11 protein-coding genes are annotated in these 11,433 nt (G+C 47.8%); 3 read left to right on the top strand and 8 right to left on the bottom strand.

Annotation, left to right across the window (positions count from 1 at the left end):
- On the top strand, window positions 1-228 hold a 228-nt coding region (locus BZG72_RS13525; protein ID WP_206744443.1), incomplete at its 5' end, for a hypothetical protein.
- A gap of 87 nt (window positions 229-315) precedes the next feature.
- On the opposite strand, the gene BZG72_RS13520 is transcribed toward BZG72_RS13525, so the two are convergent.
- The 6 genes from BZG72_RS13520 to treR all read right to left on the bottom strand — a co-directional run bounded on the left by BZG72_RS13520 (window position 316) and on the right by treR (window position 6,808).
- The gene (locus BZG72_RS13520) at window positions 316-906 is read right to left on the bottom strand and encodes a hypothetical protein (protein ID WP_077667023.1); all 591 of its coding nucleotides are present in this window, start codon (window positions 904-906) and stop codon (window positions 316-318) included.
- A 79-nt stretch (window positions 907-985) separates the two neighbouring features.
- Window positions 986-1,984 carry a putative phage abortive infection protein gene (locus tag BZG72_RS13515; RefSeq protein ID WP_077667022.1) on the bottom strand — a complete coding sequence of 333 codons (999 nt, stop codon included), beginning with the start codon at window positions 1,982-1,984 and terminating at the stop codon, window positions 986-988.
- Between the two features lie 34 nt (window positions 1,985-2,018).
- Window positions 2,019-2,291, bottom strand: a complete 273-nt coding sequence (locus BZG72_RS13510; protein WP_077667025.1) for an ogr/Delta-like zinc finger family protein — start codon at window positions 2,289-2,291, stop codon at window positions 2,019-2,021.
- Between the two features lie 267 nt (window positions 2,292-2,558).
- Complete coding sequence (treC, locus tag BZG72_RS13505) at window positions 2,559-4,223, bottom strand: alpha,alpha-phosphotrehalase (RefSeq protein ID WP_077667021.1); 1,665 nt, start codon at window positions 4,221-4,223, stop codon at window positions 2,559-2,561.
- Between the two features lie 58 nt (window positions 4,224-4,281).
- Window positions 4,282-5,700 (bottom strand): PTS trehalose transporter subunit IIBC, encoded by a 1,419-nt coding sequence (gene treB / locus BZG72_RS13500; RefSeq protein WP_046074254.1) that lies wholly within the window; start codon window positions 5,698-5,700, stop codon window positions 4,282-4,284.
- Window positions 5,701-5,851: 151 nt separating this feature from the next.
- Window positions 5,852-6,808 (bottom strand): trehalose operon repressor TreR, encoded by a 957-nt coding sequence (treR, locus tag BZG72_RS13495; protein WP_077638654.1) that lies wholly within the window; start codon window positions 6,806-6,808, stop codon window positions 5,852-5,854.
- 153 nt (window positions 6,809-6,961) lie between these two features.
- Here treR and BZG72_RS16335 point away from each other — a divergent pair, with 153 nt between their 5' ends.
- The gene (locus BZG72_RS16335; protein WP_167369486.1) at window positions 6,962-7,114 is read left to right on the top strand and encodes a hypothetical protein; all 153 of its coding nucleotides are present in this window, start codon (window positions 6,962-6,964) and stop codon (window positions 7,112-7,114) included.
- Here the strand turns inward: BZG72_RS16335 and BZG72_RS13490 are convergent.
- Entirely contained in the window at window positions 7,092-7,769 is a 678-nt protein-coding gene (locus BZG72_RS13490; RefSeq protein WP_077667020.1) for a hypothetical protein, read from the bottom strand. The genes BZG72_RS16335 and BZG72_RS13490 overlap by 23 nt on opposite strands.
- Before the next feature lie 118 nt (window positions 7,770-7,887).
- Entirely contained in the window at window positions 7,888-9,300 is a 1,413-nt protein-coding gene (pykF, locus tag BZG72_RS13485; protein WP_077578786.1) for a pyruvate kinase PykF, read from the bottom strand.
- 632 nt (window positions 9,301-9,932) lie between these two features.
- On the opposite strand from pykF, the gene BZG72_RS13480 reads away from it, so the two are divergent.
- Window positions 9,933-11,324: a transporter substrate-binding domain-containing diguanylate cyclase gene (locus BZG72_RS13480; protein WP_158075479.1), complete on the top strand. Its 1,392-nt coding sequence runs from the start codon at window positions 9,933-9,935 to the stop codon at window positions 11,322-11,324.
- Window positions 11,325-11,433: the final 109 nt, after the last annotated feature.

Genomic DNA, 11,433 nt, shown 5'->3' with positions numbered 1-11,433 from the left:
AACTATGAGAGGACATACTGTCGATCTTTAGATATCATGTCAGAGGCAATGAAGAAAGAGTTTAAATGCCTGATTTTTTTTAACATAACTGGTGAATTATTTGACGCTCATGTTAATTACTTCAATGAAGAAAAAGAGCTTAATGAGGCTATGAAGGCGAGAAGAAAAGCAATGAGTGTGGTTGAAAGCGCCATTAATAAAGTAAGGAAGCTAAGACGAGATTTATAATAAATAATAGTGGTTAAAACCAAGCTATAGCGTGGATTCTAGACCTATGCTATAGCTTTATCGATACGCCGTCCCAATAGGCTCCTTTCAATGTTTGCTTTTTGATATGGCGTAATACGCAAGCGTAGATATAACAGGAAGCAGAGCAAGAATTAAATTTCCATAAAAATCCAAAGTGCTCTTCAAAACATCAATTTCTTTTGCCACATTAGACTTTATCCTTTTTCTTTCATTAGTCAGACTTTCTTGTAGCTGTATCTGGGCCCTACTAATACGCTCTATCTCATCTTTAAGACGGGATATTTTAAGAATCTCATCAGGATTCATAGGGTTGATTGACTGTCTAATCCCAATATTCCGCGCGTCGACTTCTTCAATTCTTTCTTCGAGGGCTGAAAGCTTCGCTCTTATGAGAGCCTGACTGTTTCCCTGCGACTCTGCTTTATTTATCCCTTCTTCGAGTTGCTCAATAATAGTATTGTAAGCATCAGTACTAAATTTCAAATGTGACATCGAGGCAACCGAATCAAGGGGATCTAGACCCGAAGATGCATTGGTCAAAGCTGCGACCATACTATTGATCTCATTAATCTCTGTCCTCTTTTTAAAAAGAGCATATCCAGAACCGGTTAAACTTATAACCAAAGAGAGTACTATTATTACTTTTGACCTATTCATCTTAAACGTCCTATCAAATATCAACTGAGTATGTAAGTCTTTGCGCTGCTCGGAATCGATTGGCTAGGTAAGTTTATCACTACATTTGTTGGCTTTTTATTTTACCAGTCGGAGTCAGCTTCCATATAATGGCAGAAGACAGAGTAACCTTCCGTGGGATCTCAATAGGTGAAAACAAGCCGAGTTCATCCATAGTCTCATAGTAACCTTGAGCATCTTCATTAGCACCGAAGGCGCTTTTATTGTAAATCATACAAAGCCCTATCCATCTATGGTTAAAGGTCATATGCTCTAACATCTCGTACTTTTCAATCAGCCTTCTATAATTATAAAATGGGTCACTCTTTTCCATTACCGCGCAGTTAAAAGCCAGCAAAACAGTTTCTTTCTGACCTAAAAAAGATCTGAGTATATTGGTATAGAATTTACCATTATAAATAACTTTTTCCGATGAACACTCAGCGCTTTCAACAAACTTTAAAATATGATAAATAACTCTGAAATAATGACTCAAATCGTTAAGCGTTACTTGTCCCCCTTTGGAAAAGTTAAAGCTAAAATCCCTATATTCTATACAATTGCCTTTCGATGCAAGAAAGGCAAACCCTGAAGTTTCTTCACTAGGACAGAATTCGGTATTCATCATTTGAGTCAGATGTGAATAGAGACTATTATTAACATCACCCATTTCTCTAGATATCGCATTAAATTGGTCTAAAAGTGAAAAGAATGTATCTTCGAATCGCTTCTTCTCTTGCGTTTTTGTCTGCTGATAGTGCGATAATTGAGTTTTTCTTAACGTTTCTTGTGTTTCGGATAATTCCTTTTTCTGTATTAGCACAGACTGTGTTAGCCAGTACAATGCGAACAAAGCAACAATGGGGCTCAAGATACCACCAAAGTAACTACCAAAGCCGCCCCATATAGTAGTATCAAGGGATAAGCTGGCACCTGAGTTTACAAACCTGCCAAAATAAAAGCCAATCACTAGAAGTGCACTGGTGGCAGCAACCCACCAAGACCACTTTATCTTTTTTTGTAATTTTTCAATTTCAGTATCTGTTTCACTTTTTTCCACAGCAACCCCTTGTTTTATTTGGCGTAAAGTAAATTTAAAACAATGACAACTGATTATGCAAGTCTTTGCGGCGCTCTGGCGTGAGTGATTTGATTAGCGCGCTGGCGAGTTCATCGGTTGTTTTCGTGCTTGGCGAAAGTGGGCTGTGGTAGTGAGAGAACGCGACAAACTGGTGACCGCAATCAGCGTTCGTGCACTGGCAATAAATATCGGCACAGTTTTGCGAGAGTCGATTTGTTTTCGTGATCCGCGCGCGGGAACCACAGCCACAAAAATGCGCTTCTGTTTCACAAAAGTGCCCTGCTATAACTCTAATTTGCTGTGCTGCAGCGTGTGTTTATAGCTCACCGTTTGCACAAAGCTGTGACTGTAATTCGGGTCGCTGCACACACAGTGCAAATCACTTTTATCAAATCTTTGTTCATGTTTTGGTGTGTGCTACCGCGCCGAATTGAAAAAAACTCTCAAAGTATCCTTCATCACTTAAATCTATACTTTTCTTGGCACAACCTTTTTTTAGCTGGTAATGTGTATTGATAAAATGGCACGCCAAGGCGTGCCATTTTTGTGTCGGTTAAGCGGGATGAATCAAATACACCAAGGCTTCATAGGGTGCCAGTTGCATTTCTGGCATTAAGGGCTTGGTTTCTGGGTAATTATGGCTGACCAAGTCTGCGGTCGGGGCAGGGGCGAGAGGCAAGGTCGCCGTGACCGGTTCGCCATAAAAATTACACACCACCACCAGTTGGCTGTCGCCATTGTCGCGACGATAGGCGAGCAGTTGTGGGTGATCAGGCAACAAGTCCTGATAATCGCCTTCACGGATCACGGGTAAGGTTTTACGCAGGGAAATCAGCTTTTTGTAGTGATAGAACACCGAGTCTTTATCCGCCAGTGCGGTGTCGACATTGACGTCAACATAGTTAGGCGCAGGCTTGAGCCACGGTGTACCTGTGGTAAAACCGGCGTTTGCTGAACTGTCCCACTGCATAGGCGTGCGTGAATTATCGCGCGAGCGTGCCGCCAGAATGGCCAACACTTCCCCTTCTGGCATGCCTTGGTCGCACAGCAGACGGTGCATGTTGCGACTCTCAACGTCTTGATAGTCATCGATACGCTGATAGCCAGGGTTAGTCATGCCAATTTCTTCCCCTTGATACACGTAAGGCGTGCCTTGCTGCATATGAATCGCAGTGGCAAGCATTTTAGCGGACGCGACCCGATAGTGGCGGTCATCACCAAAGCGGCTGACCACACGCGGCTGGTCGTGGTTACACCAAAACAGTGCGCCCCAACCTTGATTATGCAGGCCGTGTTGCCAAGTGCGGAAAAGCTGTTTTAGGGCCAAGAAGTCAAACGGCGCCAGTCGCCACTTCTCGCCGCCCGGATAATCGACTTTTAAGTGATGGAAGTTAAACACCATGGAGAGCTCTTTGCCATCCGGCGCAGAGTATTGCTGACAGTGCTCCAGAGTGGTTGAAGACATCTCGCCCACGGTGATGCTGCCGTAATGCTGAAAAATATCCCGGCTGATCTCTTGCAAGTACTCGTGTACGCGGGGGCCATCGGTATAAAAACGGCGACCATCGCCTTGATGATCGTTGGGAAAGGACTGATCTTTGGAGATCAAATTGATCACATCGAGGCGAAAGCCATCCACGCCTTTCTCGGCCCAAAAGGCCATTACGTCTTTGACGGCTGCCCGCACTTCTGGATTTTCCCAGTTGAGATCGGCCTGTTCGGTGGCAAATAGGTGGAGGTAATACTGGCCGGTGGGTTCGTGCCATTGCCACGCGCTACCACCAAATTTTGATTGCCAGTTGTTAGGAACACCGCCGTTAACCGGATCTTTCCAGATGTAGTAATCGCGATAGGGACTGTCTTTACCAGTCAGCGCGGATTGGAACCAGGGGTGCTCGGTCGAGGTGTGGTTAATCACAATATCCATGATGATGCGGATATCGCGCTTATGTGCCTCGGCGAGCAGGGTGTCGAAGTCGTCCATGGTGCCTAGGCTGGGGTCAATCGCGTAATAATCGGCAATGTCGTAGCCGTTATCGACTTGTGGTGATACATAAATGGGGGTTAGCCATAATGCATCGATGCCCAAGGTCGAAAAATAGTCCAGTTTTTCGATAATGCCCGGCAGATCACCTGTCCCTGTTTGTGTGGTATCACGGAAGCTTTTCGGGTAAATCTGATAGATGGTGGCCGTTTTCCACCAGGGATGTGCGTGCATAATGTCTCTCTTAACGCTAAAAAAGCGGGGAGCGTACTCCCCGCGGACGGAATGGGAATTAGACGACCGCCAATTTGCCTTTGCTGGCCTGGCGGCGATACATAAAGGCGGTGAGTGCGATTGGCACCAAGATGGCGATTAACATCGCGACTGCGTAAACACCCCAGAATTGTGGCTGGATAGATAAGATGCCTGGTAGGCCCCCGACACCAATACCGTTGGCCATCACACCGGAAAGACCACACACAATGGCGGCCAGCGCTGAGCCAACCATCGCGCACAGCATTGGGAATTTGTAACGTAGGTTAATCCCGTACATGGCCGGCTCTGTCACGCCAAGGTAGGCGGAAATCGCCGCAGGTACAGAGATTTCACGTTCGTTTTCTTTCTTGCTGACCCAAATAATGCCAACCACCGCCGAGGCTTGTGCAATGTTGGACAGGGCAATCAGCGGCCAAATAGGCGTGCCGCCCATTTCCTGCATCAGCTGCAAGTCCACCGCGTTGGTGGTGTGGTGAACACCGGTAATCACTAAAGGTGCATAGAGGAAGCCAAATAGCGCTGCACCGATAAAGGCGAAATCACCGGTCATCGCCGTGCGAGCCAAGAAGGCGACGCCGTTGCCGATTTCACGCCCAAAGGGACCGATAAGGGTGTGCGCCAGTACCACTGAGGTGAGCAGCGCGACAAACGGCACCACCACAAGGTAAAGGTAATCTGGAATAATACGTTTTAACTGGGTTTCAATAAATGCCAAAGCCATCCCTGCAAACATGGCTGGGATCACCTGTGCTTGGTAGCCGACTTTTTCAATTGAGAACCAGCCAAAGTCCCACACTTCAGGCATCTCTTTACCGATAAGGTAAGCGTTCATCAACTGTGGCGATACTAGGGTAATACCTAGCACGATACCCAAAATGGGTGTGCCGCCCATTTTCCTCACCGTCGCCCAACATACGCCGACAGGCAGGAAGTGGAAGATGGCTTCGCCAAGCAGCCATAAGAAGCCGTGAGCGGTGGCCCAAAACTCACTGATTTCGGTCAGGGTTTTGCCATCGAACATGCGGATATCGCCGATCACATTACGGAAGCCGAGGATTAGACCACCGGTGATAATCGCGGGTAAAAGGGGAACAAAAATTTCCGCGAGGTGTGAGATGGCACGCTCAGTCAGGCTCATATTTTGGCGCGCGGCTTGTTTGGCCTCGTCTTTTGACTGGCCTTCCACCCCGGTTTGTTCCTCTAGTAGGGCGTACACTTGGTCGACATTGGTGCCGATCACCACCTGAAATTGACCGGCGCTGGTAAAGCAGCCTTTGACCATGGGGAGCGCTTCAATCGCAGCCACGTCCGCTTTTTCCGGATCGTTTAGCACGAATCGTAAACGGGTGAGGCAGTGGCTAACGGTGGCGATGTTGTCTTTGCCGCCAATATGCGTGACCAATTGGTCAATGGCTTTTTTATCTATCTGGCTCATAAGCAATCCTGTATTGCTGTAGGGTATTCATTGGTAACGTTCCCATTGATTATGGATCGTACTAATCCAATTATCAGTGGAATCGTTCCCATTGTTTGAAAACCATCACACAGAAATTTGTAACTGCCTGATTTTTGGTGTTGGTTGAAGGTTAGGGTGTCACCAGGTGGCAAGGTTGTGTCCAGTGGCTAACCACGGGATCGTCGTCATCCAGCTGCTTGAGTAGCAAGTCGGCCGCATGTTGCCCTGCTTGGTGGTAACCTAGCTCCACACTGACGGCGCGTGGAAACATAAAGCGTAGCATGTCGTGATTGCCAATGCCGCCAATAGCGATGTCTTCTCGCCCAAGTGTTTGTAGGCGTTTCGCGACCCCCAGAGCGAGGGTATCGGACGCACAAACAATGGCATCGGTCTGTGTATTGATGAGGCTATCTGTGGCGTTGTAGGCGGCATGTAAGCTCATCTCACAGCGGTGTAGTCGTGGTGAGATCTGGTGGGTTTGGCAAAAATGCTGGTAGGCATCAGAGCGGGCGAGACCTGTGGTTTCATCTCGCTCATCAATCCCTAAGAAAGCAATATGTCGACACCCTTGATGATAAAAGTGATCCATCACTTGTGCGACCGCGCCTTGGTTGTCGTAGCTGACGCTAACGTATTGATCACTATCGACGGCTAGCACAACACAGTTAGGGGCGAATGGCGCTAGCGCGTTGAGATCACAGCCAGAAAAACCAAAAAAGATAATACCGTCGACATTACGGCGTTTCAGCACATCGAGGTGAGCTTGTGCTTTTTGTTGTGAGAATTGGCTTTCCATGATGGCGGCGTCATAGCCTTTGGCATACAAGGTATTGAGCAGGCCAGTCAGTGCAGTGTTTTCTGAATTGGAGCTGAGTTTCGCCACGATCACCCCCACGACGCCACTGCGTTGTGCACGCATCGCACGTGCGGATTTAGAGGGCATAAAGCCATGCTGATCGATCACGGCTTGTACTTTCTCGCGTGTGCTGTCTTTGACCCGTGGATCATCGTTTAGCACACGAGATACGGTTGATTTTCCCACCCCGGCTAAGCGGGCGATATCCAAAATGGTCAATGCTTTTGTCATCTTGCTCTCTGCAGTCACACTAAATCAGCAGCTTAGTCGCCGCCTGTTGGGGGGTGATGATAACAGGCGTGATTGGCGCTTGCGATTTATTGATTAATTTGTAAACTATTGCCTGATTTTTGAACAGACTTCCCGCTTTAGACTGAAATGATGATGAGTCACCCATTACTACAAACAATCAATAAGTGCCTAGTACGCGTTACCACCCTGACCTTGGCGGTGATGGCCGTCAAGTTTAGTGCCATCTATTTGGTACCGTTAGCGGTATTGATAAAAACCCACTTCAAAGAAATTGTCCACTGGTAAAAGTGCCGATCCTGTCTTCGACCATGGTATTTAGCCCCAGCCAATAGTGTTGATAAGCGCGGCTGTGAGCTTGCGGTCGCGCAGAGACAAGCCCGCGCAACACTGGCATTAAGCGTTGCCAACTGGTTGCAAATTCAAAGCCGATATCAGGATGAGTGAGGTAGCGTAAATGCTGGGCGACAAGCGGCTGTATTGCGTCTGCGAGATACGGGTTGATCCCGGCAAAGAGCGTGTAATGAAGCTGCTGATGCCAGTGCGCCACGGCCGCGACGTCACGATAATCCTTGGCTGGCAGATTCTGTAGGCTGTGCAGTAAACCCAGTAGGGTCAATGAGGTCGGCTCATCCAACCGAGGTGGCAGCCTATCCATGAAAGCGCCAACCATTGCCTGTATGCCAGACGCGAGAGGTTGCCAGTCTGCCTGACTTAAGGGCATTAACTGGTATCCGAGTTGGGGTTGGTAGCTGATGCGTCCCGCCATGGCGAGTAAATGCAAGCCATCACGTGCCGTTGCTGTGGTTAAACCAAGTTGTTCGCATAAGGTGGCGACGGTGAGTGAATAATTGCCGTGCGCATTCGGTGTTAATGTGAGCTGGCGGGTTAATACTGCTGCCCAAATATGCGCCATGGCTTCTTGTGCTTTGGTTGGTTTCATTGCGCTTCCTGCTGTGCCTTCTTTTATCATGCCACTGAACGGGTGATAAAAAAACGCCCCGAACGAGTCGGGGCGTGATGGTTTGTAAAAACCGCTTAGGTCTGCAGTAAACGTCTTATTACAGAACGTGCACAGAGGTGGTGTTGGTGGTACCAGACGGCACGAGTGCGCCTGAGACCATGACCACGATATCGCCTTTGTTCGCTAAGCCTGACTCTAGCGCGATGGTTTTACCACGACGGTAGAACTCATCGGTGCTATCGATGCTTTCGATCATCACAGGTGTCACCCCTTTGGTCAGACACAGGTGAGCGGCTGTTTTCGGGTTAGTGGTGACCGCAACAATGTTCGCGGTTGGGAAATACTTACGCACTGAGCGCGCTGACTTACCTGCTTCAGTCGCAACCACAATCAACGGGGCACTGAGCTTTTGAGAGGTATCGACCGCGCCTTTACAGACCGCTTCGGTGATACGTAGGCGGTCGCTATCAAGGCGAGAGCCTAAGGCTGGAGACATTTGACGGTCTGTGCGCTCACAGATTTGTGCCATAATGCTCACCGCTTCTAATGGATACTTCCCTTTCGCTGATTCACCTGACAGCATCACCGCATCGGTGCCGTCCATGATGGCGTTGGCCACGTCACCTGCTTCTGCGCGGGTTGGGCGTGGGTTTTTGATCATCGAATCGAGCATTTGTGTCGCCGTGATAACCATCTTGCGTGCACGGTTACATTTTTCGATCATCATCTTCTGCGCGAAGATCACTTCTTCAACGGGGATCTCTACACCGAGGTCACCACGAGCAACCATGATGCCGTCAGATGCTTCCAAGATAGCGTCAAAGTTGTCGACACCTTCTTGGTTCTCAATTTTAGAGATGATCTTGATGTCGCTACCGCCGTTTTGCGCCAATAGCTCGCGGATTTCTTCTACGTCTTCTTTCTTACGAATAAATGAGGCAGCAACAAAATCAACGCCTTGCTCGCAACCAAATTTCAGATCCGATTTATCTTTTTCAGCCAGCGCAGGCAAGCTGACAGAAACGCCTGGCAGGTTAACGCCTTTGTTTTCGCCGAGCTCACCGTTGTTGAGTACTTTACAAACCACTTCTTTTTCAGTCGTTTCTAGTACTTCCATCTCAAGTAGGCCATCATCAACCAGTACTGTATCACCCGCTTTTAAATCTTGCGGCAGACCAGCGTAGGTCACGGCGACGCGTTCTTTATTGCCCACAACAGAGGTATCTGTAGTGAATGTAAAGGTTTGACCGGCTTCTAGTAGCACATCGTCGCCACCTTCCAGTTTTACCGTACGGATCTCAGGACCTTTGGTATCCAGCAAGATAGCGGCTTGTTTGCCGGTTTGCTTCATCACATTACGCAAGTTGGCGATACGCGTACCATGCTCTTGGTAATCACCATGTGAGAAGTTAAGGCGCATGACATTCATGCCAGCTTCAACAAGCTGAGTAAGCATCTCTTCAGATTCGGTTTTTGGGCCAATCGTACATACGATTTTGGTCTTTTTCATCGACACATTTCTCCGGTCAAAAATTGAAACATAAGCCTGATGCTTTCTCACAACACACCGAAAAGTGTAATTTTACCACGCACTTTTACTACTTAAGTGGCTGTGAAAGCGAATTTTTTGCATTTTGCAATGACGTTACCGCAGCCAGGGTTGCTGTGGTGACGTCACTGTTTATCGATCGTGAGTATAGATTGTCTGCGGTGATCTGTGTTGATCACGGGCAATAAAGGCTTCATTGACAATAAAGCACTCAATAGTGCTCCTGTCTCATGAGTCTTCCCTTCCTTTGGGGCGCGTAAATTTACCACAGCTGACGATTTAAATCATTACAACCCGATGACAGCACACTGGTGAATCAAGATATTTTTATCATGATTACGCTTTCTGTTGATGTTTCCACCTTTACCATACGACGTATTCCTTTTTGCTGCTTTTATCGGCCATCAGTGGCCATTTGCATGCTTTCTGATGTGATCTAGCTTCCAATTTGAACTGGATCATGCTTTTTTATTAAGTCTTTTGCGTTCCCTTAGAATTTATCTACCATCAAGACTCTTTGAATGGACTGTCTAATAATGTTTGCGCGCACTTTTCGACTTTTGACAGGGATGCTGCTCCTAGCCTGCACGTATGTGAGTACGTTTGCATGGGCTGACGACGCCTATCTGTCAGAAAAAAAAGACATTTTAGTCGCCACTCATTCTTCGGTCTGGGAGCCTTACAGCTACTTGTCTGATGATGGCCAACCCAAAGGCTTGTTGGTCGACTTCTGGCAAGCCTACGGCCAATATAATCATGAGCCCGTACAATTTGTGTTACTCGATTGGGCCGACACGCTCGCTTATATGAAAGAAGGCGGTAACCGTGTTCATGCGGGGTTATTGAAGTCCACCGAACGCGAGGACTACCTCGATTTTGTTGCGCCTATTTTTAATATTGATGGTTCGTTATACATCCGCAATGAAGCGCGCGGCACCAAAACAGATACGCTTGTCGGCGGTAAGGCAGTCGGTGTTGTTGCAGGCAGTTATGAGTCAAGCTATCTCACCGAGCATTATCCGGACGTTGAACAACAGACTTACGCCAATAATGAGCGGTTATTTGACGCCGCTTTCAGTGGTGAGATTGATGCGCTAGTGGCGGATAGCCAAGTCGCTAATTTTTATATGCTCACCTTTGATAAGCCATTGACGTTTGTCGCAGAGCAAATCCTTTACACACGCCCGATTTATGCGGCGGTGCCCAAAGGCAACCAAGCCTTGCTCGCGCAAGTTCGCGAGGGAATGAGTAACATACCGGCGGAAGAGCTGTTACGCATCAAGCAAAAGTGGATCAATACCGAGCGCGTCGAGGCTTACCCGGCTTGGCTTATTCCCAGTATCGTGTTGTCGGTGCTGTTAGGCGCGGTGACCTATATCTTTATTCTGAAACGCATGGTGTATAAACGCACGGTCGCATTACGCCGAGCGAATGCACGTTTGCGAGAGTTTGCTAACACCGATCCTTTGACGCAGCTATTAAATCGCCGTGGGCTCGAAACCTACTTTACCCGCTTAAAACCCAAGCTGAGCCGCCAGCAGGAAGTAGGATTAATTTTGATTGACCTTGACCATTTCAAGCAGGTCAATGATACCTATGGACATATGCAAGGCGATAAGGTGCTGGTACATCTGGCGAGCTATTTAAAGCGATGTGTTAAAAAAGGGGCCGCTGCGCGTTTAGGCGGAGAAGAGTTTTGCATCTTATGCCCGACCCAAGATTTAGATGCCTTAATTGAAATGGCTAACCACATTCGCTGCGATATTGCGGACACGGTGTTTGAATTTGGCGGCGCCGATATTCGTGTCACTGTGAGCATTGGTGCCATTGTTTCCAGTGATGTGGTGGAGGAGATAAAGCAGCTAGAGCTAGATGCGTTGATCCATACCGCTGATCTTCTCATGTATCGCGCGAAAGACCGTGGCCGCAACCAAGTGATGCTCGCTTCTTCGCAATCCGTTAATACCCCCATCGTCGAAATATAATACCGTTTACTGTCGGGTAAAGTGGGTAATACTTTACGCTGGGGAAAGCGCCTACTTATTCCCTAGCCGCAATGGCTAATGATTGCACCTCATCCGTCCCGAAGCTGCT

It is taken from the genome of Salinivibrio sp. PR6, from assembly GCF_001995955.1.
GTDB classification, from domain to species: Bacteria; Pseudomonadota; Gammaproteobacteria; order Enterobacterales; family Vibrionaceae; genus Salinivibrio; species Salinivibrio siamensis.
The sequence above is the reverse complement of the archived record's forward strand: the minus strand, read 5'-3'. Positions and strand labels throughout refer to the sequence as shown.

Bases quoted from the DNA above. Each gene is read 5' to 3' on its own strand.
- BZG72_RS13520 (WP_077667023.1), bottom strand. From the start codon at position 906: ATGAATAGGTCAAAAGTAATAATAGTACTCTCTTTGGTTATAAGTTTA.
- treR (WP_077638654.1), bottom strand. From the start codon at position 6,808: ATGACAAAAGCATTGACCATTTTGGATATCGCCCGCTTAGCCGGGGTG.
- BZG72_RS16335 (WP_167369486.1), top strand. From the start codon at position 6,962: ATGAGTCACCCATTACTACAAACAATCAATAAGTGCCTAGTACGCGTT.
- BZG72_RS13490 (WP_077667020.1), bottom strand. From the start codon at position 7,769: ATGAAACCAACCAAAGCACAAGAAGCCATGGCGCATATTTGGGCAGCA.
- pykF (WP_077578786.1), bottom strand. From the start codon at position 9,300: ATGAAAAAGACCAAAATCGTATGTACGATTGGCCCAAAAACCGAATCT.
- treC (WP_077667021.1), bottom strand. From the start codon at position 4,223: ATGCACGCACATCCCTGGTGGAAAACGGCCACCATCTATCAGATTTAC.
- treB (WP_046074254.1), bottom strand. From the start codon at position 5,700: ATGAGCCAGATAGATAAAAAAGCCATTGACCAATTGGTCACGCATATT.